This is a genomic window from Flavobacterium rivuli WB 3.3-2 = DSM 21788, assembly GCF_000378485.1.
Classification (GTDB): domain Bacteria; phylum Bacteroidota; class Bacteroidia; order Flavobacteriales; family Flavobacteriaceae; genus Flavobacterium; species Flavobacterium rivuli.
In genome coordinates this window covers 627,867-650,319 of sequence record NZ_KB899966.1, presented here as the reverse complement: position 1 = coordinate 650,319, position 22,453 = coordinate 627,867, and the positions used below count along the sequence as shown (strand labels likewise).

General features: G+C 39.5%; 16 protein-coding genes. 2 read left to right on the top strand and 14 right to left on the bottom strand.

Features of this window, described 5'->3' with window-relative positions:
- Window positions 1-62: 62 nt before the first annotated feature.
- From hisIE to hisG, 8 genes are read right to left on the bottom strand one after another with little or no spacing between them, the layout of a single operon-like run.
- Window positions 63-656 (bottom strand): bifunctional phosphoribosyl-AMP cyclohydrolase/phosphoribosyl-ATP diphosphatase HisIE, encoded by a 594-nt coding sequence (hisIE, locus tag F565_RS0103140; protein WP_020211742.1) that lies wholly within the window; start codon window positions 654-656, stop codon window positions 63-65.
- Complete coding sequence (gene hisF, locus F565_RS0103135; protein ID WP_020211741.1) at window positions 653-1,405, bottom strand: imidazole glycerol phosphate synthase subunit HisF; 753 nt, start codon at window positions 1,403-1,405, stop codon at window positions 653-655. The genes hisIE and hisF overlap by 4 nt, the downstream gene beginning before the upstream one ends.
- Window positions 1,399-2,112, bottom strand: a complete 714-nt coding sequence (gene hisA, locus F565_RS0103130) for a 1-(5-phosphoribosyl)-5-[(5-phosphoribosylamino)methylideneamino]imidazole-4-carboxamide isomerase (protein WP_020211740.1) — start codon at window positions 2,110-2,112, stop codon at window positions 1,399-1,401. Before hisA ends, hisF begins: the two co-directional genes overlap by 7 nt.
- Window positions 2,109-2,687: an imidazole glycerol phosphate synthase subunit HisH gene (hisH, locus tag F565_RS0103125; RefSeq protein ID WP_020211739.1), complete on the bottom strand. Its 579-nt coding sequence runs from the start codon at window positions 2,685-2,687 to the stop codon at window positions 2,109-2,111. Before hisH ends, hisA begins: the two co-directional genes overlap by 4 nt.
- Window positions 2,684-3,772 carry a bifunctional histidinol-phosphatase/imidazoleglycerol-phosphate dehydratase HisB gene (gene hisB, locus F565_RS0103120; RefSeq protein WP_020211738.1) on the bottom strand — a complete coding sequence of 363 codons (1,089 nt, stop codon included), beginning with the start codon at window positions 3,770-3,772 and terminating at the stop codon, window positions 2,684-2,686. The genes hisH and hisB overlap by 4 nt, the downstream gene beginning before the upstream one ends.
- Window positions 3,769-4,794: a histidinol-phosphate transaminase gene (hisC, locus tag F565_RS0103115; RefSeq protein WP_020211737.1), complete on the bottom strand. Its 1,026-nt coding sequence runs from the start codon at window positions 4,792-4,794 to the stop codon at window positions 3,769-3,771. The genes hisB and hisC overlap by 4 nt, the downstream gene beginning before the upstream one ends.
- Window positions 4,787-6,076: a histidinol dehydrogenase gene (gene hisD, locus F565_RS0103110; protein ID WP_026299851.1), complete on the bottom strand. Its 1,290-nt coding sequence runs from the start codon at window positions 6,074-6,076 to the stop codon at window positions 4,787-4,789. The genes hisC and hisD overlap by 8 nt, the downstream gene beginning before the upstream one ends.
- Window positions 6,077-6,082: 6 nt before the next feature.
- Window positions 6,083-6,940 (bottom strand): ATP phosphoribosyltransferase, encoded by an 858-nt coding sequence (gene hisG, locus F565_RS0103105; RefSeq protein WP_026299850.1) that lies wholly within the window; start codon window positions 6,938-6,940, stop codon window positions 6,083-6,085.
- A 429-nt stretch (window positions 6,941-7,369) separates the two neighbouring features.
- Here hisG and F565_RS0103100 point away from each other — a divergent pair, with 429 nt between their 5' ends.
- Window positions 7,370-7,924: a DUF4468 domain-containing protein gene (locus F565_RS0103100; RefSeq protein ID WP_020211734.1), complete on the top strand. Its 555-nt coding sequence runs from the start codon at window positions 7,370-7,372 to the stop codon at window positions 7,922-7,924.
- 79 nt (window positions 7,925-8,003) lie between these two features.
- On the opposite strand, the gene F565_RS0103095 is transcribed toward F565_RS0103100, so the two are convergent.
- The 6 genes from F565_RS0103095 to F565_RS0103070 all read right to left on the bottom strand — a co-directional run bounded on the left by F565_RS0103095 (window position 8,004) and on the right by F565_RS0103070 (window position 19,104).
- Window positions 8,004-8,702 (bottom strand): hypothetical protein, encoded by a 699-nt coding sequence (locus tag F565_RS0103095; protein ID WP_020211733.1) that lies wholly within the window; start codon window positions 8,700-8,702, stop codon window positions 8,004-8,006.
- A complete protein-coding gene (locus F565_RS22590; RefSeq protein WP_020211732.1) occupies window positions 8,699-11,959 on the bottom strand; it encodes a carbohydrate-binding protein in 3,261 nt (1,086 codons plus the stop codon). Before F565_RS22590 ends, F565_RS0103095 begins: the two co-directional genes overlap by 4 nt.
- Window positions 11,960-11,980: 21 nt before the next feature.
- Window positions 11,981-13,432: a glycoside hydrolase family 30 protein gene (locus F565_RS0103085; protein ID WP_020211731.1), complete on the bottom strand. Its 1,452-nt coding sequence runs from the start codon at window positions 13,430-13,432 to the stop codon at window positions 11,981-11,983.
- Window positions 13,433-13,554: 122 nt separating this feature from the next.
- Entirely contained in the window at window positions 13,555-14,436 is an 882-nt protein-coding gene (locus F565_RS22260; protein WP_020211730.1) for a hypothetical protein, read from the bottom strand.
- Between the two features lie 3 nt (window positions 14,437-14,439).
- Window positions 14,440-15,954: a RagB/SusD family nutrient uptake outer membrane protein gene (locus F565_RS0103075; RefSeq protein WP_020211729.1), complete on the bottom strand. Its 1,515-nt coding sequence runs from the start codon at window positions 15,952-15,954 to the stop codon at window positions 14,440-14,442.
- An 18-nt stretch (window positions 15,955-15,972) separates the two neighbouring features.
- Window positions 15,973-19,104 (bottom strand): SusC/RagA family TonB-linked outer membrane protein, encoded by a 3,132-nt coding sequence (locus F565_RS0103070; protein ID WP_020211728.1) that lies wholly within the window; start codon window positions 19,102-19,104, stop codon window positions 15,973-15,975.
- Between the two features lie 470 nt (window positions 19,105-19,574).
- On the opposite strand from F565_RS0103070, the gene F565_RS0103065 reads away from it, so the two are divergent.
- Entirely contained in the window at window positions 19,575-22,448 is a 2,874-nt protein-coding gene (locus F565_RS0103065; RefSeq protein WP_020211727.1) for a triple tyrosine motif-containing protein, read from the top strand.
- Window positions 22,449-22,453: the final 5 nt, after the last annotated feature.

Here is a 22,453-nt window from a genome sequence, read left to right as displayed (position 1 = left end):
AGGATTATTTGATACAGGATTTAAAAAATTAACAATGTGTTTAAATTGTCAATATCAGGATATTATTTAGAAGTATTCCTATCCTTCAAAATGGCCTCTATATCTTCAAGTTTCATATTCTTAGCCCTCAGGAGGATAAGAAAGTGATACAGTAAATCGGCAGCTTCATTTTTAAATAAATCGTCGTTATTGTCTTTGGCTTCAATTACTAGTTCTACAGCTTCTTCACCCACTTTTTGAGCCATTTTATTAATGCCCCTTTTAAACAGGTCGTTAGTATACGATTTTTCAGAATCGTTGATTATACGTTCATCAATAGTTTGTTCAAGTTGGTACAAAAATCCTTTGCCGCTGTTTTCTTTAAAACAGGTTTCGCTGCCTGTGTGGCAGGTTGGGCCATCGGGTGTTGCTTTTACAAGTAGGGTATCATTATCGCAATCTTCAAAAATTTCCTTTACATGCAGGTAGTTACCGGATGTTTCTCCTTTTGTCCATAACTCATTCCTGCTGCGGCTATAAAATGTTACCAAACCTTTAGCTTTTGTCTTTGCCAATGCTTCTTCATTCATGTATCCAAGCATTAATACTTTAAGGCTTATATTATCCTGGATTACTACCGGCACCAAGCCATTTCCTTTATTAAAATCTACTTTCATCGTACTGCAATTTTTTCGTTCTTTAAATAATCCTTTATTTCCTGTATGCCTATCTCGCCATAATGGAAAACACTCGCTGCCAGTGCTGCCGTGGCGGTGGTTTGGGTAAATACGTCTCTAAAATGTTCCATGCTGCCTGCACCTCCCGATGCTATTACCGGAATATTTACCGCATTGCAAACCTGGCTTGTAATAGCTATGGCAAAGCCATTTTTTGTACCGTCGTTATGCATGGATGTCAGCAAAATTTCGCCTGCGCCCAATGCCTCTGCCTGTTGTGCCCACGCCACAGTATCTAATCCTGTTGCAACCCGGCCTCCATTACTGTACACTTCCCAGTTGCCGTTTGCCAGTTTAGTATCTATAGCTACAACTACGGCCTGCGTACCTAAAGCATTCGCAATGGCAGTGATCAGTTCCGGGTTTTTTACTGCCGATGAGTTAAGGCTTATCTTATCGGCACCGCAGCGTATCAGCCTTTCGGCATCTTCCACCGAATTAATGCCGCCACCCACCGTAAAAGGTATATTAATTTCAGAAGCTATCTTTTCTACAAGGCTTGCCAGTGTTTTCCTGTTTTCCTGTGTGGCGGTAATATCCAGGAACACCAGTTCATCGGCACCGGCTTTAGCATACTGTGCCGCCATTTCTACCGCATCGCCGGCATCCCTCAATTCTAAAAAATTGATGCCTTTTACAACCCGCCCGTCTTTAATATCAAAGCACGGAATAATTCGTTTCTTTAGCATAGTTCGCTCAGTTGTTTTAGGGTTATCCGTCCTTCATAAATCGCTTTGCCAATAATTACGCCTTTACAACCCAGTTGCTGCATTTGCAAAACATCATCTATTGTGGCTATACCACCGCTTGCAATGAGGTTAATTTTTACAGTACTCAAGATATCGGTATACAACTCATTAGCTGCGCCCAGCAACATACCGTCTTTAGCAATATCGGTACAAATTACAGTACTAATACCTTTAGATTTATAAAGTGTTATAAAATCGATCACGTCAATTTCGGTGTTGTCCTGCCAGCCCTGTATTGCTATTTTTCGGTTCATGCAGTCGGCGCCTAATATAATTTTATCGGCACCATAAGTTTCAATCCATTGGTATACTACGGCGGGACTTTTAACGGCGATGCTCCCTGCTGTAACTTGTGATGCTCCATTATTAAAAGCTAATTCTAAATCGGTATCCGTTTTTACACCACCGCCAAAATCAATGATTAAATTAGTTTCATTAGTAATAGCCTTCAGTACTTTATGGTTTACAATATGTCCCGATTTTGCCCCGTCAAGGTCTACCACATGCAGGTATTTTATACCCGCTGCTTCAAACTCTTTAGCAACTTCTACAGGATTGTTGTTATATGTTTTTTGTGTGCTGTAATCGCCCTTGGTAAGGCGTACGCACTTACCGTCGATGATATCTATGGCCGGAATAATTCTCATAAGGCTAAAAAGTTTTTAAGTATCTGCTCACCCACAGCGCCCGATTTTTCGGTGTGGAACTGTACAGCATAAAAGTTGTCTTTTTGTAATGCCGCGCTAAACGGGAGCAGGTAATCGCATTGAGCAATGGTATCATTACAAAGTTCTGCGTAATAGCTGTGCACAAAATAAATGTTGTCTTCTATCGAAATTCCTTTAAATAGTGGACTATTTATGGTATTGAAATTGTTCCATCCCATGTGTGGCACAATGCCTCTTGGAGGAAATTTTTTAACCAATACATCAAAAATACCAAGGCCTTCGGTGGCACCTTCTTCCGATGCGGTACACATTAATTGCAGCCCTAAACATATTCCTAAAACAGGTTGTTTCACGTTTTTTATAACCACGTCCAGCCCTTTTGCTTTAAGATACTCCATAGCAGATCCTGCTTCGCCTACACCGGGGAAAATAACTTTATCAGCGGCTTGCAATTGTGCAGTATCATCGGTCACGATACACTCATAACCCAACCGCTGTATGGCATTCTGTACAGATTTAGTATTGCCTGCGTTGTATTTTAATATGGCTATCATAACGTTCCTTTTGTGCTGGGTATATTAAAGTTATCGGTTTGCTGCACCGCCATTTTAATCGATTTGGCAAAAGCCTTAAAGATGCATTCTATTTTGTGGTGCTCGTTAGTACCTTCGGCTTTTATGTTGAGGTTGCATTTTGCATTATCGCTAAACGATTTAAAAAAGTGAAAAAACATTTCAGTTGGCATTTCCCCAATTTTTTCACGCTTAAAATCAGCATCCCAAACCAGCCACGGCCTGCCCCCAAAATCTATCGCCACCTGTGCCAGGCAATCATCCATTGGGAGTAAAAACCCGTAACGTTCTATGCCTTTCTTACTGCCCAGGGCCTGTAAAAAAGCATTGCCAAGAGCCAGTGCTGTGTCTTCTATAGTGTGGTGCTCATCAATTTCAAGGTCACCCTGTACCTTAATGTCAAGGTCTATATTGCCGTGGCGTGACAGCTGCTCCAGCATGTGGTCGAAGAATGCCAAACCTGTACTAATGCTGCTTTTTCCGGTACCATCAAGGTTAACAACTACTTCTATATTAGTTTCATTAGTTATCCTTATTACCGACCCAGTTCTTGGAACAACCTTTAAAAACTTATAAATGGTTTCCCAACTTTGGGTAACTAAGTCGGCCTGTGCAGTTTCCATTCCCATATAAATAGACTTGCTGCCCAGATTTTGAGCCAGTTGCACATCGGTAAGGCGGTCGCCAATAACGTAAGAATTTGAAAGATCGTAATTGCCCTTAATATAGTGTGTAAGCAGGGCAGTGCCGGGCTTACGCGACGGGAGGTTTTCGTGTGCAAAGCTTTTATCTATAATAATTTCAGAGAAGGTAATGCCTTCATTTTTAAATGCCTGTAATGTTTTATTCTGGGCAGGCCAAAAAGTGTCTTCGGGAAAGGAGTCAGTGCCAAGCCCATCCTGATTGGTTACCATTACAAGTTCATAATCAAGTTCGGTAACTATCTTTGCAAGGTTCTGGAAAACGCCGGGAAAAAACTCCAGTTTTTCAAGGTTGTCTAACTGTAAATCAACGGGCGGTTCTATAACCAGCGTTCCATCCCTGTCTATAAAAAGTACTTTTTTCATAATGTTATATTTTTTAGTTCTGCCAGTAACGCTTCGTTTTCGGCAGGGGTGCCAATGGTAATGCGCAGACAGTTTTTTACTATTTTATTTCGGTTCCTAATGATAATTTTACTGCTTATCAGTTTATTGTAAATCGCATCTGCATCTTTTACTACAATTAAAAAGAAGTTAGTATCTGACGGATATATTTTTATAACAAAATCAAGGCTCTCAAGTTCCGCCAGCAACTTGCTTTTCTCCTGAAGGATGATGTTGCGTTGCAATTCAAACTTTGAGGTTTCCTGCAAAGCGTACAAGGCAGCACTTTGGTTTAGTGTACTAATATTGTAGGGGGGCTTTACTTTGTTGAGGTATTTAATAACGGCTGTACCCGCAAAGGCAATGCCTACACGGGCTGCGGCCAGTCCCCATGCTTTACTAAGCGTTTGCAGAACAATAAGGTTAGGGTATATATCTAACTTTTTAGATAGTGATTCGGCATCCGCAAAATCAATATAAGCTTCATCTACCACCACAATACCACCAAAATTTTTAATGATAAATTCAACTGCTTTAATGCAATTTCCGGTAGGGTTATTAGGTGAGCAAATAAAAATGACCTTTACAAGTGGGTCTAAAAGATTTAGTGTTATATCCTCTGTATTAATTTGGAATTTTTCATTGAGAGGAATTTTTTCAAGCTCCACATTATTAATGGTTGCCGAAACCTCATACATGCCATAAGTAGGTACAAACGTTAGTGCCTTATCTTTTGCCGGTTCGCAAAAAACACGAAAACACAAATCGATTATCTCATCGCTGCCATTGCCTAAAAATATATTTTCTACAGGAATACCTTTTACATCGCTTAGCTTTTGCTTCACCGCTTTTTGTAGCGGATCGGGGTAGCGGTTTAGGTCGCCAAAGGGGTTCTCGTTAGCATCCATAAAAATACCTTCGCTGCCCTCAAATTCATCCCGAGCCGAAGAATAAGGCTCAAGGTTAAGGATATTAGGGCGTACTATTTTTGTGATATCAAACATTTTGCAACCTTTTTAAGCGAATTGTTACGGCATTTTTGTGGGCATTAAGCTGTTCGGCGGCAGCCATAATTTCTATGGCAGGGCCTATGTTCTGTAAACCGGTGGCAGTTATTTTCTGGAAGGTTATTTTCTTTACAAAACTATCTAACGATACGCCGCTGTAATTCCTGGCATAACCGTTAGTAGGTAATGTGTGGTTGGTTCCGCTGGCATAATCGCCGGCGCTCTCGCAACTATAGTTCCCCAAAAATACCGACCCTGCACTGGTAATACCATCTGCATAATCTTCTGCTCTGTCCGACGCTATAATCAGGTGTTCCGGCGCGTAAATATTACTGAATGTAACGCACTCATCTATGCTGTTTATCAATATCGATTTACTGTTTAGCAGGCACTTTACCACAATGTCTTTACGTGGAAGTTCATCCGTCTGTTTTTCTATGGCTTTATTTACAGCATCTAAAACCGTTTCATTATCAGATAGTAAAATGACCTGGCTGTCTGCACCATGCTCTGCCTGAGAGAGTAAATCGGCAGCTACAAACTCAGGATTGCAGGTAGCATCGGCAATAACAAGCACTTCGCTTGGCCCGGCGGGCAGGTCGGTCGCAACATTATAATTTACAGCATATTGTTTAGCGGCAGCAACATACTGGTTACCGGGGCCAAAAATTTTGAATACTTTAGGCACACTATCTGTACCCACGGCAAGTGCGGCAATGGCTTGTATACCGCCAACTTTATAAATAGCTGTAACTCCCACAACACTTGCTGCATACAAAATCGCGGGGTTAATTACACCGTTTTTGTCAGGAGGGGTACACATTATAACTTCTTTACAGCCTGCTATTTGTGCAGGTATGCCCAACATTAATACCGTAGAAAACAATGGTGCCGACCCTCCGGGGATGTAGATACCTACCTTTTCTATACCGCGGCTCTCTCTCCAGCAGTTTACTCCGGCAGTGGTTTCGGTTACTTGTTTTTGCTCAATTTGAGATGTGTGAAATTTCTCAATATTGGCCTTTGCTGTCTGTATCGCTTCTTTTAGTTCGGATGGCACCTGTGCAATGGCTTCGTTAATTTCTGCTTCAGATACTTTCAGGGTATCGGTCACAGCACCGTCAAATAAGGATGTATATTTTTTAACGGCAGCATCGCCGTTCTTTTTTACATCGGTAAAAATTTGCTGTACCAGTTGTTGCAGGTCGGCAATAGGTAGTTCCGGGCGTTGGCACAGGCCTTCCCATTCAGCAGGCTGGGGGTTCATTATTTTTTGTATCATGGCTTACAGTATCATTTTTTCTACATTAATAACCAATATACCTTCGGCCCCCAGTTTTTTAAGCTGGTCTATAATATCCCAAAACTGGTCTTCCTTAACAACAGAGTGTATGCTGCTCCAGCCTTCTTCTTTAAGGGGCAGTATGGTAGGGCTTTTCATTCCGGGTAATATCCTCGCAATTTCTGCTACCGATTCGTTAGGAGCATTAAGTAGTATATATTTGTTCTCGGCAGCATTCTTAACCGATTGTATCCTGAACAACAGCCTTTCTAAAATATACTGTTTTTCGGCACTTAGCGTTTTGTTGCTTATTAGCACCGCCTCACTTTTGGTAACCACTTCAACCTCCTTAAGCCCATTAATTTGCAGGGTACTGCCGGTACTTACAATATCAAAAATACCATCGGCAAGGCCTATCCCCGGTGCAATCTCTACACTGCCTCCTATTGTTTCTATCTCTACGGTAAGGTTGTTTTCTTTGAAGAATTTATCTAAGATAACAGGATAGCTGGTGGCTATTTTTTTATTATTAAAGTAGGAGAGGTCCCTATAATCAATATCTTTTGGTAATGCAAGGGAGAGCCTGCAATTAGCAAAGCCCAGTTTGTGTATGGTTAATACATCTTTGTTTTTTTCCCAAACTTCGTTCTCGCCAAGGATGCCAATATCTGCAACGCCCTGCTCTACATATTGAGGAATATCATCGTCGCGCAAAAAGAGTATCTCAATAGGAAAGTTAGACGATACGGTCTTTAATTTTCGCTCCCCGTTAGAGAGTTTAATGCCGCATTCGCTTAGCAGTTGTAGTGATTTTTCACTTAACCGTCCGTTTTTCTGGACAGCAATCTTTAGTTTATTCATTGTTTTTTGGTTAAAAGCCTGAATAAAAAAAGTAGAGTGATCTTTAAAAAACAAAAAACCCGACTGATTTTACTCAGACGGGTTTAGAAAAATATTGTGGTTACTACAAAATCATTTCCTACTCGCGTATGAGCCAGTTAGTAAATGATGATGATGTAATTGATTAAATACCATTTTTTGTACGTTACAGCATTGCTGCTTTATATTGAAGCAAATATATGAATTAAGTTATGACTGCAAAGTTTTTTTAAATTTAATTAACAAGTGCTTGTGTAATTACGAGTTAGTTTCTTAAAGTTGATATAATTGCGTAGGAATAAACTGTTTTATTTGCTTTATTTACATCATATACAGTATATAAAAACATGCCAATATGTTTATAACTTGTAAGAATCCACTTATTATCTTTTAAAACTTAATTAGAATTTTATGAAAACACTATTATTATTTTTACTGACGTGTACCGCCACATTTGCACAGGATTTTGTAATTATACCTGCCGGATTAGTATCTAAGCAGGATGAAACTAAAAACTATTTTATAGCTTATTTTGATGGTGTTCCGGCAGATACCTTATACAGCCATGCTAATAAATACATTCAGGAAACATACAATAGTGGTATTGCCAGTGTTATGGATAGTGCCGAAAAAGGCAGCCTCTTAAGTTTTGTATCTAACGATACGTTCATTTCTAAAAGTAAAAGAAACAAGAGTAAAGAAGAGTTTACTTATTACGCAACCTTTACAACCACTACAGAATTTAAAGATAACAGGGTAAAAGTAACGTACAGTAAAATAGAGATATATTATACCGATGTTAATAACGAAAAGCATGTTATGCCTTTCCCTTCATTCTGGGATGATAAGGGAAAGCTTATAGAACCGCAGGCAAAAAAAATAGTTGAAACCCATTTTAATGCTTTCACACGATTATTAATTAAAGCCATCAGAAAAGGCAATTATAAACCATCTACCGACTGGTAAATACGTGCTGTGAAAAATATAAAAAAGAAGAGGCTGCCCAATAAGCAGCCTCTCTTGTATCACAAAAAAAATATTAAATTTACTGTACCTTAAACTGAAACACAGGCGATGTTGTTGCATTGCCAGCACCATCTGTAGTTACAACTTTCCAGTAATAGGTTCCGCCACTATTAACCGTAAGGTTTGGTAAAGACTGTTGTGTTACCGTACCCACAAGTGTAGAAGGATTTGTATTAGTATCCATATATACTTTATGGTTTGCAATATCATTATCTATATCGCTGCTTCTCCATTGTAAAGTTATACTTGTAGTTAAAATAGTACTGCTCATAACCGGGCTTACAAGGTCTGCCGGAAACGGCGCATGGCTTGTTACAGGATCGCCTGCATTATAAAATTTCCATTTTTCACTTTGACCGGTCTCTCCCGACGCTTTCCTGGACGACACATACCAGGAGTAGGGAGTACCTTTTAACAGGTTTATAGTTTGGGTTGTATTGGTACCCGCACTATATTGTATCGGCTGGGCATTAGCGGTGTTAAGGTTCGTTACATTCACAAAATACGTTACTGTATTTGGCACGGCTGTCCATTCAAAAGTAACAGCGCTTTGCGAATCATTAATACTTGTACCTGTAATACATTCAGAATTATTTGTAGGCAGGCTAAGGGTAGCGGCAGTAGTGCCGCCACCTGAGTTGCCATTACCGTCATCACTACTGCCACAGCCTGCAGCAATTAGAGATACCATAGTTAATGCTACTATTATCTTTTTCATTCTTTCACTATTTTAACGTTAGATGTATAGGTGCCAGATACTATTTTCATGATATAAATACCACCCTGAAGCTGGCTCATATCTACTGTAGGCATACCGTTTTGCGGGTTGTATTCTTTTACATACACCCTGTTGCCAAGTGTACTGTAAACCTCTATAGATATATTTTCCTTACCAAGAGGCATTGCAACATTTACAATGTTACTACCGCTTACCGGGTTAGGGTACACTACAGCTGTGTCGCTTAGAGTAATACTTTGCCTGTAAATACCCTGGCAATCATTATCTGCTTTTATTTCAAGATTATTTATGCCCGGGTTTAGCGAAAGGCTCACGGTGCTTCTTGTTGTTGTAAACGTTTGGTTGTTAAGTGTAATGGTATACAGGTTACCTCCGTTAAGGTCTACTTCGACAGTACGCTCAGCGTTAGACACGCGAGACAGTACAGAAAGGTCGCGGGGCTCTTTTATAACAACACTAAAACACTGCCTGTAAGCCGGTGCCTCAGGTAATGTAATACACAGCTCATAAGTACCTGCAGCAAGGTTGCCGAGCGTTGCAGTGGTTGTAAAATTAGTTGTTTGAGAAGCTGTACCTGTAAGTGTAGCTACAAAATTATGGTTTGAAGCTGATGTAACTGCAATGCTGCCGTTGTTAGAGCTTCTGCACGTTTCGTCGGCTACGAGTACTGTAAAGTTGTTTGCAGCTAATGTAAATAAAGTACAGCCATTAAAGTCTACTACTGTTCCTGCGGGTGTATTGGCACAAAGGTCGAGCGAGTTAGGAACTCCGTCGGCATCATCATCGGATGCGATAGGAGTAAATTTAACCCAGTTAAAGTTAAAGCCCGATGCATCTACTAAAATCCTCATAAAATACCTGCCTGCAGGCATTTGTGCGGTAGACACTGTAGTTTGCCAGGTTTGCCATGCCCCGGTAGGGTTAAGGGTTACTGTTTGTATATCCTGCGTAGTTGCATTTATAAGCTGTAATTTAATCCTGCCGGTCTGACTTTCGCCTGCAGTACGGTATTCTATCCTGTAATTGCTTGCCTCATTTATATTTACAAGATAATCAAGATAGTCTTCTACATCTGTGTAACCAATGTTTTGGCCACCACCCACATCGGTTGTAGTTTCAAGGCTCAGACCATTGTTTGCATAAAAAGCTTCGGCCTGTATAGTACCGGGTATTTGTAAAATAGTGCCCATGCGGTTAGCTACAGGTTTATCTGTAAAGGCAGTTTGCACAGTAGCATCTGTAGCAATAATGTTTGTACCTGCATAGCTAAGTAACACCACATCGTTAGCATTAATAGCAGTTGCAGGAGTTAATGTAAAGGTGTTCCCCGCAACATCTGAATAACCTGTTATTGCAACAGCGGTATTGTTTACTTTTAAAGAAAGGCTGCTTTGTGTAAAGTTGATACCCGCCTGAAGCGGCTTGTTAAATGTTATAATAATTTTATCACCTAAAACATTAGTTGTAGCATCTACTACTTTAAAATCGGCATTTGCGGCGGCCACAGGGTTTTTAAACTCAATAAAATTAAGGTTAAAGCCTGCGCCATCTATCACTAATTTCAACTTGCTGGTTCCTGCTTTTAATATTATATCATTAATAGTTACTGTAGACCATGTGCTGTAACCACCGGAGGAGGCGAGAATAACAGGTTCAGATATCCTGCCATTTTCGTCTTCAAGGTGTAAAGAACCTCCAAAGCCTGCATAGCGAATATCAATATCATAGGCAGTAGCATTTTCATTAGTGAGGGTATATAAAAGCCATTCGCCTGCATTCGTGTAACCTACCTGAAAGCCATTTGTTTCAGTATCTGTACAAGCCTGTATATCTACACCATCGTTACGCATAGACCAACCCTGGTTCCATGCTACATAGCTGCCACCATCGGTATGGTACGTAGCAACTTCGGCATCGTTATAAGCATACTGGTAGCGGCCTAAATCATACTCTGTAGCATAAACCTTGCCCGGCAGCGGGTGGTTTTTGTACGGTAATGTTTCTGTACTTGTTACCTGGCGGAACATAGCATCTAAAACGTCATATTTTACTTTAACGTTCTCCATTTTATATTTATCCGCAAGATCCATCAATGTTGCAGTAGCCTCATCTGCAGTTGGTGCTGTGCCGGTGCCACCCCAGTAGTTAAGCAATTGCTGATAAGCTGCTGTCTTGGTAACATCTGTAATGCCTGCTATACTTTCTACCTTTTTTACCGGCCAGAACGCCCAGCCTATGTTATTTTGCTCCATAAGGGCTATAGCATCCCTAAACCAAACGTTACTATTCTCGCCACTTTCACCAAGCCATATAGGCACATTGTATTGCGACCTAAAGTTTAGCATACCCTGTATAGAGCCCGTTGAATTATTGTTCCAGTATTTATGAAAGCTAAGGGCCATGTTAGTATCCCACAATGGGAAGATACCGTTGTAGTTATTGCCCCAGCAGTTACCTTCTATAATAATCATGTGGTTAGTATCTACCTCCCTTATGGCTGTAGTAACATCTACCATTAACTGCCTTAGCGGAATGTTAGATCCTTCATCGCAACCATTTTGGTTACTACCTGTAAAGTTCCAGTTTGGTTCATTTATCAAATCATATGCGCCTATCCATTGTTCATTCTTATACCTATCGGCAAGCCTGCGCCATAAGGCTACCATTTTTCTGCGGTTCTCTGCACTATCCCATAATGATGGTTTACTATCATCATAGTCAGATATATTGGCGTCTACTCCCTGGCCGCCCGGTGTAGCATGCATATCCAGTATAAGGTACATTTCGTTTTCCTCACACCATTGCAGTAACTGGTCGGTACGGGTAAAACCTTCATCAAGCCATGTATCCTGGCCTGCAACAGGTTCCAGTTCTATTGGTAACGTATAAAGGTTATAGTGCATGGGCAAACGCACAGAGTTAAAACCCCACGCTTTAAGCGAGTCTATATCTCTTTTTGTAATACCGTTATCGCGGTATGACTGGTAAAAAGCTTCGGTTCTTTCTTCGCCGATAAGGGCGGTAATTTTCTGGCGAATTTCATGCTGTGGCCCTGCAAAGGCTCCCGTTTGCAGCATGTAGCCTTCCTGTATCATCCAGCCGCCAAGGCCAAGGCCGCGAAGCAATACGTTATTGCCATTACCGTCTTTTATTTCCTGATTGTCCTGATGCAGGTATCCCTGACTAAAAGCCGGTGCACCAATGGCCAGTAAGAGTATGTATAATATTTTTTTCATCGAAATAATTTTTTTACCGGTTTAATAAACCAGGGTTTGTATTCCATGTGCAGGTACCGTTGCAGATACTTTTTGTATACCAATGATAAGGCTGTAGGTAACCTTTTTATCGCTTTGGTTCATAACTACAGTAGCCATTTTGCCGTCTTTATTTATAAAAGAGGCGCTAAGCAGCTGGCTGCGGCTTACTGCCGAACTTACGCGTTTAGCATCTGGCTGTACGAATTTAGAAAAGTGCCCTATGTAGTAATAAGACGGAGTATATATAAGCTCTCCCGTTTTAGTATCGGCATGAATAGGGGCAAAACAAAAGTTACCTACATGGTTAGGGCCACCTTTTTCGTCAAGCAAAATATTCCAGTCTGTCCACCCCACGGTGCCGTTATTAAAGTCGTTTATCATTTGCTTACCATAACGCTCGCCGGTAGGCCAGTACTGATATTTGGCAGCATTAAAAGCTTCCATGCATCCCTCTGTAAACATCAGGTTTTTATCAGGGTAGGCTTCATGTACCTTTTGTACATTTTCAAACATTGGTTCTCCGCCTGCCCATGTTTCGTACCAATGGAAACCCATTCCCCAGGCATATTTTGCAGCTTCGGGGTCAGAAAATATTACATTGGCACGCTGGTTCATAAGGTCGCGGTTATGGTCCCAAACAATTATTTTTTTGTCGCCCAGTTCTTTCCTAATAGTTGGGCCCAGGTAGTTTTTAAGAAAATCGCGTTCCTCTTCGGCAGTAAAAATGCACGACTCCCATGTTTGTGTAGCCATAGGTTCGTTTTGTATGCTAAGCCCCCATACGGGTATGCCTTCTTTTTCGTATGCCTTAATAAACTTAACATAATAGTCTGCCCATGTCTGATAATATTCAGGCAATAGCTTACCGCCTTTAAGCATATTCTTATTATCCTTCATAAAAGCAGGTGGACTCCAAGGGCTCACGTAAAGCGTTACCGGGCCACCTACAGCCTTTAAAGCTTGTTTTATAAGCGGTATCCGGTATTTTTTATCGTGGTCTATAGTAAAAGATTTAAGGCTTTTATCGCCCTCTTTAATATAAGTATAACTGCCACTGCTAAAATCGCAGCTGTGTATGTTAGTACGTATAATATTGTACCCTATACCATCTTTTTTATCGTAATAAGCAGTTAAAAATTCTTTTTGTTTTACCGGAGATAGTTTAGCAAAAACCTCTGCGCTGGCATCGGTTATGGCACCTCCAATACCCATAATGGTCTGGAAGGTTTTTTGAGGTTCTACAAAAATGGATATCTCTGTTTCCAGAGGCTGTTTAGATGCAGAAAAGGTAAGGTTATCGGTTTGTGTTAACCTTAAGTTTATGCTATCTGCGGTTGTATATACCGTTACCTTTTTACCGGCAGCTGTATAATTATTTTTTTGAGTTGATGCCTGTTGTGCCCAGATTGTTCCTGATAATAACAAAAGGCAGGTTACAAGATTTTTCTTCATTTTTTAAAATTGTTAATTCAAATTATAGCAATTTGCAACTATAAAAGGGCAGGGTTGGGTATAAAAAATAGCCTGTAATCAAAAAGTGAATACAGGCTATTTACAACTAACCCAAAAATTATTTATTCGATATATTTTCTTAACGCTACGTTAGATATCGTAATAGAGTTGATGCCATTATTCTGGCCACTACCTGATTTTATTACAATATATAATATACCATCTTCGGCAACTGTAACATTTGCACCACTACCTGTACAGGCTAATGCAGAGAACTGTCCGTTAAAAGGTGTGTTTCCGCAACCTGTCCATGTATTAAGACCAAGTTTAATTCCGCCCGTGGTATAATCGCCACCCTGTGCAGGGCGTGTAGATGATGCATAAGCTTCAAACCATGTATCTCTCGATCCTGCGCCCTCTACATGCATATCTAAAAGATAGGTACCTGCTGTAACCGGTACAGCCTGATAAATACCTTTACCGCTATATGACGTATCTCCACCGCTTACAGTTGCGCTACCGGTATTAAATGTCCATACAACAGAGTTGTTGTTAGAGATATTGAGTACAGTCCAGTCGGCTGTATTTTCAAAATTAGGACTTGCCACAATGTTATCTTCAAGCGCAAATGTGGTCACTACAAATGATTGTTCAGACACATAGCTTGTGCCTCCGGTACGTCCTACAGCCCTGTGCTGTACAGTATAGGTACCCGGGGTAGGAAATACAAGTTGCTTTGTAGCACCACCTCTTGATTCTCCTGCTGTACCTCCCACAGTGCCGCCAACGGTTGTCCATTTCCATACATGGTATTGTACATTAGGATCGTTAGCCGCCGTTACAGAGTAACGATTGCCATCTATAGCTGTAGCTGTAAAAGATGCATCAAGGTTGCCCTCTGTTAATGGGTTGCCGTTCTCTACCTCTGTAGGTGTACATGCAACAAACCCTATGGCTGCAATTGCAGCAAAAAAGCTATTTTTTATTATTAAAGTTGTCTTCATATCTTAGTTATAAGCAGGATTTTGAGTAATCCTCGTGTTTTCTGTTTCTTTTAAAGGTATAGGCCAATGCTCATGTTTACCGGCTATAAAACCACGTGATGCAAGAACTGTGGCAGCCCTGCCTGTACGCACAAGGTCTAACCAGCGGTGTCCTTCGCCTGCAAGTTCCATTCTTCGTTCGTTATAAATAGCAGTAATGGAAACCGGTACTGAAGGTAGATTTACGCGTGAACGAACAGCATCAAGAAGTGCTTGTGCTCTTGCCCCTGTACCACCTAAAGCCTCTGCTTCCATAAGATAGGTGTCTGCAAGACGTATAACATACATATTTTGCCTAAAGTTTAGTTCTACTGTACCTGCTTCTGTAGTACGGTCAGCAAGGTTTGGCATAAACTTTTTAAGGAAATAACCAGTATCCTGGTATGCAGGTGAGTATGATGCTGAACCTGCTGCTACTAACGGATTTAAATCTGCAATGGTAGCTGCAAAACGTGGGTCATTTCGCATGGCATTTGCTAAATCTGTAGTTACCGGGTTAAATGCCCAGCCAGGATAATAATCAGGTGCATTACTGCCTGATGGTTTACTATAACCACGTGGCCCAATCATTTGGTTTAGAGAGTTACCCTCGTCAGATCCTGAACCCCAGTTGTCCCATGTAGAACTACTCTTGTTAGTATACTGCGCCTCAAGTATAGACTCGGTATTAAACTTATTACTAATAACCCATAAGTCAGAAAAATTAGCTAACAATTTATTACCATACTGGCTTGTTTGTCCTGGTGTCCCGTTTACCTCTGCAAATAATGGTACTGCCTGCGCATTTTTACCTTCGTAAAGAAACACTTTTCCTAAAAGCGCCTGTGCAGCAGCTTTACTAAAACGTCCGGCTTCGGTAGCCAGGTTTACAGTTGGTGGCAAATCAGCAATTGCTTCAGTTAAATCCTGCTCTATTTGCGCATATACAACAGATGTCTGAGATTTTTCAATAGTGTAAAATTCTGCAGATGTTAAGTTTGTGGTATAAAATGGTACTTCGCCAAACATTGTAACTAACTGAAAATAGTAATATGCACGTAACGCTTTAGCCTCCGCAGCATATCTTGTTTTTAGGGCGTCATCCATGGGTACAGCCGGAAGCTTAACCAAAAGTACATTAGCCCTTGATATTCCCTGGTAAAAATCACTCCAGAAACTACGTGGTATAGTGTTAGAGTTTATCTGGTAATTAGAAAAACCCTGTATACCGGCACCGTCTGTAGAACTACCGCCACCTGCATAAAAATCGTCAGATCCTGCATTTAGCATAGCAACCATGTTCTCGAAACCACCTGCCTGTTTTTTCATTATATCATAAACCGATATTAAACCGGAATATGCCTGGGTCTGATTTTGGTAGTAATTGTCTTCTTCATACTGTCCCGTTGGGGTTACTTCTAAATACTCTTTACTACACGCCATTAACATTAACGCCGCGGCTACTGTAACAACACCGCGATTAAAATTCCTTGTTTTCATTTTCAATAACATTTTTAATTAGAAAGATAAGTTTACACCTAACATAAACGATTTCGCCTGAGGATAGTAGCCACGGTCTATACCGCTTACATCACCACCTATTTCCGGATCGAAACCTGTATATTTTGTAAATGTGAAAAGGTTTTCTGTAGTTACATAAAGCCTGGTTTTAGACAATCCAACTTTTTTAATTATGTCACTTGGAAGTGAATAACCCAACTGGATGATTTTTATCCTGAAATAGTCGCCATCCTGTAAATAAAAGTTAGACATCCTTGTAAAGTTCTGGTTATTGTCTGATGTAGATAATCTTGGGTATGAATTGGTAGATCCTTCTCCTGTCCAGCGATCAAGAGCAGCGGTTTGCCAGTTAGCATTACCAAGATCCAGCCTGCGCAGCCCCTGGAATATTTTGTTACCGGCAGCTCCCTGTCCAAATGCCATAATGTCCCAGCCTTTGTAAGCAAGATTAATAGTTAAACCATAAGTAAAGTTAGGTAGCGGGTTGCCAAGGTATTTTCTGTCGTCCTCATTAATCCTGCCATCACCATTTAAATCGGTCCATCTAAAGTCGCCTGGTACAGCATTAGGCTGTATTACAGTTCCTGCAGCATTTTTATAATTATCAATATCTGCCTGGTTCTGGAATATACCGTTTGTTTGATAACCATAAAACTCGTTATATGCACTGCCTACTTCATAACGTGTTAGTGCACCCATAGATTGGAATCCCGGACCCGTATTAAACCTACGGTCGTTACCTACGCTTGTTACTTCATTTTTAAGTGTAGAAGCGTTACCGCTTACACTTAAGTTAAAGTCGCCAAGTTGTTTCCTGTATGTTAAAGATATATCAATACCTGTGTTTTGCATATCGGCAACGTTACCCTGTGGGTTACCCGGTGCTCCTACGTAGCCAGGTATCTGGATATCCTGAAGGATGTCTGTAGTTTTCTTTTTGTAATAGTCAAATTCAAGAGATAGGTCGCTAAATAATGTAGCCTCAAAACCTACGTTTAACTGAGAAGTTTGTTCCCATTTAAGGTTTGGATTAGCCGGTGCATTAGGGCTGTTACCAATTACTACATTAATATTAGAATCTGCTCCAGATCCTATAGTGTAGTTCCTGCCACCACTTACAAGGGCAAGGTAATTAAAGTTACCTATGTTGTCATTACCTACAACTCCATATCCACCACGTATTTTAAGGTTAGTAACTACTTTATTTTCTTTCCAGAAATCTTCTTTTGTAGTAACCCATCCTAATGAGAACGAAGGGAATGTACCAAATTTATTGTTTGGCCCGAAACGTGAAGAACCATCACGGCGAACGATACCTGTAAATAAATATTTTTCGTTATAATCATACGTAGCCCTTGCAAATAAAGAGGTTACAATGTGCTTGTTACCTGTAGATCCCCATCCCTGAATGTCATCCTGGATTGTAGGCCAGTTAAATGAAGCCTCTGCATGGGTGTTAACCGGCTGGTTATAATAAGTAACACCATTAGACCTTCTGTCGTCGTCTACATAAGTTGCCTGTCCTGCAAGTATACTAAAATTGTGTTTACCAACTAATTTAGTATATGATGCTGTGTTCTCTATATTCCACCCAAAGCCCCTGTTTTGTTCCCTGTAAAGGCTGTTTCTTGTAACGTTGTTAATTGGGTTAAGGTATGAAAGTGGAGTAAAGCTTTCTGTACCATAAAAAGCAAGCTTACCGCCTACAGTACTTCTTACTTTAAGTCCGTCTACAGGAGCTAACTCTACATAAGCGTTACCTACAAAGTTATCTGCCCAGGTATAGTTGCCAAGACGCGTTTGTACGTAAGCTAACGGGTTTGTCATTTCGTTTTGCACCGCATCAGACATGCCATAGTAATTACCATTGGCATCTCTAATAGCGTAAGGGTGATTAGTATATTCACCCGGGTTTGGCCTTGTGTTTGGGTCTGTTACAATGGCAGGGGTAGTAGGGTCTAAATTGATTGCCGAAGCAAGTGGCCCACCAAACTCGTTATTTGTATTACCTAAACCTTTAGATTTTTCGTTAGAGTAACCAAGTGTTTGCCCAACGGTTACAAAACGGCCTAATTTATGAGTAGAGTTTAACCTTATATTTTTACGGTTATAATTAGATATAGCAGTTGTAACAATACCCTCCTGATCTGTTAAACCAACAGACATATAGAATGTAGATTTATCATTACCGCCGCTTATGCTAAATTCATGCTGAGATCTTTGTGCGCTATCGTTAAAGATAAGGTCCTGCCAGTTTGTACCCTGTCCATAGCTTGAAGGGTTAGGATATGGCAAATTGTAAGTGCCTCCTGTATAACCATTAGAATATGCTTCATTACGTAATGTAGCATATTGGGTGGCATTTAAAAGGTCTAACTTGCGTGCTGCTTTAGAAAATCCTGCAAAACCGTTGTAGTTAACAGTAAATTTTCCTGCTTTACCTTTTTTAGTAGTAATTAATATTACACCCGCAGCAGCCCTTGCACCATAGATTGCCTGAGAGGCAGCATCCTTAAGTACCTCCATACTTTCTATGTCAGACTGGTTTAAGAAGTTAATACCACCATTGTCTACAATAACACCATCTACTACCCACAACGGGTTATTATTACCAAAAGTAGTAATACCCCTTACACGGATAGTGGCTGCAGATCCTGGTTGACCTGCATTTTGTGCTACATATACACCTGATGCACGGCCTTGTAATGATTGCCCAACTGTAGTTAACGGCATGTTTTCAAGGTCTTTTGCACGTACACTTGAGATAGCTCCTGTAACTACAGCTTTCTTTTGCGTACCGTAACCTACAACAACTACTTCGTCGAGGTTTTGGGCCGATGCTGCCATAGATACATTAATGGTTGTTTTGTTGCCAACTGCTATTTCCTGGTTTGAATAACCCACATAGCTAAATACAAGGGTTGAGGCTGGGCTTGCCTGTACAGAGTATTTACCGTCTATATCAGACGAAGTTGAAGTTGAGGTGCCTTTAACCATTACTGAGGCTCCGGGAACGGGCAATCCGTTCTCATCTGTAATAACTCCGCTTACTGTACTGTCCTGCGCCCAGGCGCCAAGAGTAAAGAGGAGACATACAAAATAAAAAAATCGTAATTTTAATAATTTCATACTTTTTAAAATTTGGGTTGATTATTTATTAATAATAAGCAATAATACATCTTATTTTACTACATCGTTAACTCACAAGTGCTACAAAAACACATCAAAATGAAATTTATTCTATATAAAAACACATCAAATATTTTATAATCTATTGATTTTAAATATTTTAATTTTTAAATTTATTGTTGTTATTTTGTTAAAATATTAGTGTAAACCATACACTTAATCATTTATTAAATACATCGATATAGTTGATTATATATCAATATATTATAATAAATATTATGATGCCAATGAACTGTTATTTTGCTAAATTTTTAAAGATATGATAATTTTAATCAAAAGATTTAAGTCGTATATTTGCATTAGTAATGCATTTTTTAGCCTGATTATGACTTAAAATCAACTATTATGTATTGCATAATGCGCTTTAAAGGCGGTTTTTTGAAACAAAAAATTAATTCATAGTTAACTTAATGATAAAGTTAGAAAGGTATTTAGTAATTATTGTTCTATTATTAGGTGAACTATTACCACTTAGCGGACAGGTAAAAAGTATAGGTTTACCCAAAATAATTAATTATAAAAAAGCAGATTATAATGGTGGAGCACAAAACTGGGAGGTGGGACAGGACAAAAATGGTAATCTCTATTTTGCAAATACCTCGGGCCTTATACAGTTTAACGGTACATCATGGTCTAAAAATGTTATACCTAATACTACAGTACGGTCTTTAAAGGTTGCCAATGATGGCCGTATATATGTAGGTGGATATAACGAATTTGGTTTTTTTAATGTAAGCAGTAGTGGAAAATTAGTATACAATTCCCTATCTAAATTAGTTAACCCTAACTCAAAAAAAATTATAGATTTTGTGTGGAAGGTACATATTGTAGACGATGCGGTGTTTTTCCAGACTTTTTATCGTACCTATATATATAAGGACAATAGACTTACTATTCTCGAAGCGCCAAACCGTTTTCAGTTTTCTTTTTTAGTTAATAATAAACTGTACTTTCAGGACATTGTTCTTGGCTTAGTAGAATATAATAATGGCAGGCTGATACCTCTCGCTAATACTAAAACGTTAAATAATACGGAGGTTTGGGGTATAGTACCTATGGCAAATGATACCATGCTGATTGTTACCCTTGACAAAGGTTTATTTTTATATAATAACGGAATGCTGTCTCCGTGGCAGTGTGATGCTAATAACTTTATAAGGAAAAATAATTCTTTGGGCGGGAGATTGTTAAACAGCAAATTCATTGTACTAAATTCAGTACTCGACGGTATTATTATTTGCGATACTAATGGGAGGATTGTTCAGCACATCAATAATCGTAAGGGCTTACAAAACAATACGGCATTGAGCTCTTACACAGATGTTAGTGGCAATTTATGGCTTGGCCTTGATAACGGTATAGGTTACATTAACGAAAATTCTCCCTTTACTTTTTTAGGCTCCAGTTTTGAGCTTAGCTCGGTATATTCATCTGCAGAGTATCAAAATAATTTATATGTTGCTACAAACCAAGGGGTTTTTAGCCATGCCTGGAATACGCCCTTTAAAGAAGAATCATTTAAATTTATACAAGGCAGTACAGGCCAGGCGTGGGCCATACAGGAAATAGACGGTACATTGTTTTGTTCGCATAACCGCGGACTTTTTACTATAGTGAATGGCAAGGCCGGTAATTTTCTTGATGACAGGAAGGGATATCTTGGTTTAAAGAAAATTCCCGGGAAACCCAATTATCTTATAGCTTCTAATTATCATGGCTTCGCAATTATTGAAAAAACACCTGCCGGCTGGAAATTTCGTAACCAGATTGAAGGTTTTAATGTATCTGACAGTAAGTTTGCCACTGATGGCAACAATGTTTGGCTTTTAAAAAATAGTGTTTACAAATTAAAACTAAGTGACGATCTTAAACGCTTTACGCTAACCACAACGTATGAAAATCTTGATAAAAGTTTAAAAGGTATAAACAGCATACAGCAAATAAATAATAAAATTTATTTTCAGTCGGCTAATCATTTTTTTACTCATAATCAGGCTACTGATAAATTTATCGAAGACAAAACCCTTAGTGCCATTTTTAGTAAAATACCTAAAATTAAATATTGCTTTGAAGATAATAAGGGTAATATCTGTTACTTTTTTGGCGACTCGTCTATGGGTATGCTCATGAGGCAACAGGATGGGTCGTATCAAAATGTGCTTTCGCCTTTTGCATCGCTTGCCGGTAACCTTGTATATTTTTTCGAATCGGTTAATACCATAGATAGCAGCAATATATTTATTGGTATTACAGAAGGTCTGGTACATTATAACCCGCAGTTGCATAGCGGTATAACTACACAGCCAAAAGCATTTATACGAAGTTTTACCTTCGCCGGAGATACATTAATTACAGGTAACCTGCCAACTCTAAAAAATGTTAGCATACCTTATAAAGACAATAATGTAAAGTTTACATTCTCGTCTCCAATGTATGATAACCCGGAAAACATTAAGTTTTCTTATAAACTGGAAGGGTTTGATGATAAGTGGAGTAACTGGACTAATGTGCCTGTAAAAGAATACACTAACCTGCATGAGGGTAATTATCGTATGCTGCTAAAAGTAATAAACAGCTATGGTAAGGAGTCTAAACCGGCTGTGGTAACATTTACGGTAGCACCTCCATTTTACAGACATCCGCTGGCTTATATTTTTTATATACTTGTTGTTGCCTTTGCAATTTACTACGTGCGCAGAAGGGTAAAAATTAAAATACGGCAAAACCGGTACTATGAAACCCTTGAGCAGAGAAGGCTATACCTGGAAAAAGAAACAAGGATAAGGCAGGAGCAATATGAGCTTGAAAAAGAAATTGAACGGCTTAGAAACGAACAACTTAAAGTTAAGATACTTACTAAAGATAAAGAGCTTGTTAATAACTCATTACAGGTTGTGAAAAAGAATAAAATGCTTAACGGTATTATACACAGGCTTAAGGATATTGACTCTGAAACGCTTGATGAAACTGCAAAGGCACGCTTTACAAAACTGTATAAAACTATTGATAAAGAGTTAAATACAGATAAAAGCTGGAATAACCTGGAAAAGCATATTAGTAATGTGCACTTTGATTTTTTAAAGCGTCTTAAAGATAAGTATCCCACAATAACACCACGGGAAATGGACCTGTCTACTTATTTGCTTATGAATATGAGTACTAAGGAAATTGCTGAGATAATGAACATATCTGATGGGGGGGTTGAGTTGGCAAGATATCGCCTGCGCAAAAAACTTAACCTGCCTCGTAAAGAAAACCTTACGGGTTTCCTGATGGGTATATAACACAA

Excerpts from the sequence above, each read along its gene's own strand:
- hisIE (WP_020211742.1), bottom strand. The coding sequence starts at position 656 with ATGAAAGTAGATTTTAATAAAGGAAATGGCTTGGTGCCGGTAGTAATC.
- hisF (WP_020211741.1), bottom strand. The coding sequence starts at position 1,405 with ATGCTAAAGAAACGAATTATTCCGTGCTTTGATATTAAAGACGGGCGG.
- hisA (WP_020211740.1), bottom strand. The coding sequence starts at position 2,112 with ATGAGAATTATTCCGGCCATAGATATCATCGACGGTAAGTGCGTACGC.
- hisH (WP_020211739.1), bottom strand. The coding sequence starts at position 2,687 with ATGATAGCCATATTAAAATACAACGCAGGCAATACTAAATCTGTACAG.
- hisB (WP_020211738.1), bottom strand. The coding sequence starts at position 3,772 with ATGAAAAAAGTACTTTTTATAGACAGGGATGGAACGCTGGTTATAGAA.
- hisC (WP_020211737.1), bottom strand. The coding sequence starts at position 4,794 with ATGTTTGATATCACAAAAATAGTACGCCCTAATATCCTTAACCTTGAG.
- hisG (WP_026299850.1), bottom strand. The coding sequence starts at position 6,940 with ATGAATAAACTAAAGATTGCTGTCCAGAAAAACGGACGGTTAAGTGAA.
- F565_RS0103100 (WP_020211734.1), top strand. The coding sequence starts at position 7,370 with ATGAAAACACTATTATTATTTTTACTGACGTGTACCGCCACATTTGCA.
- F565_RS0103095 (WP_020211733.1), bottom strand. The coding sequence starts at position 8,702 with ATGAAAAAGATAATAGTAGCATTAACTATGGTATCTCTAATTGCTGCA.
- F565_RS22590 (WP_020211732.1), bottom strand. The coding sequence starts at position 11,959 with ATGAAAAAAATATTATACATACTCTTACTGGCCATTGGTGCACCGGCT.
- F565_RS0103085 (WP_020211731.1), bottom strand. The coding sequence starts at position 13,432 with ATGAAGAAAAATCTTGTAACCTGCCTTTTGTTATTATCAGGAACAATC.
- F565_RS22260 (WP_020211730.1), bottom strand. The coding sequence starts at position 14,436 with ATGAAGACAACTTTAATAATAAAAAATAGCTTTTTTGCTGCAATTGCA.
- F565_RS0103075 (WP_020211729.1), bottom strand. The coding sequence starts at position 15,954 with ATGAAAACAAGGAATTTTAATCGCGGTGTTGTTACAGTAGCCGCGGCG.
- F565_RS0103070 (WP_020211728.1), bottom strand. The coding sequence starts at position 19,104 with ATGAAATTATTAAAATTACGATTTTTTTATTTTGTATGTCTCCTCTTT.
- F565_RS0103065 (WP_020211727.1), top strand. The coding sequence starts at position 19,575 with ATGATAAAGTTAGAAAGGTATTTAGTAATTATTGTTCTATTATTAGGT.